The organism is Flavobacterium sp. T50_26 (assembly GCF_057652995.1).
The window spans coordinates 1-246 of record NZ_JBYFCC010000079.1 but is presented as its reverse complement, the minus strand read 5'-3'; the positions used below and the strand labels follow the sequence as shown (position 1 = coordinate 246).

1 protein-coding gene is annotated in these 246 nt (G+C 32.9%); it reads right to left on the bottom strand.

What is annotated here, in order from left to right; translation table 11 throughout:
• Positions 1–56: 56 nt before the first annotated feature.
• Positions 57–209, bottom strand: coding sequence for a hypothetical protein (locus AC23MC_RS16510; protein ID WP_487570664.1), 153 nt, complete (start codon positions 207–209; stop codon positions 57–59).
• Positions 210–246 lie beyond the last annotated feature (37 nt).

The following is a 246-nucleotide window of genomic DNA, read 5'->3' as shown; positions in this document are numbered from 1 at the left end:
GTCAAATATCGTGAACCTGAATCCGGACAAGCGAATTCTAATAATTCAATTAAAGCCTATACAACTGCCAAAAAATCAATGCCCAAAGAACGAGCCATACTTTCAAAAATCTCGCGATTTTTGTCTTTGTATTCCATCACACGAGGATTGTTTGCAACATATTGACCTTCGTCAAAATCATCACCAAAACGATCTATGGCTTTATCAATTTCTTAATTATATTTTTGGTTTAAATATTATGCATAA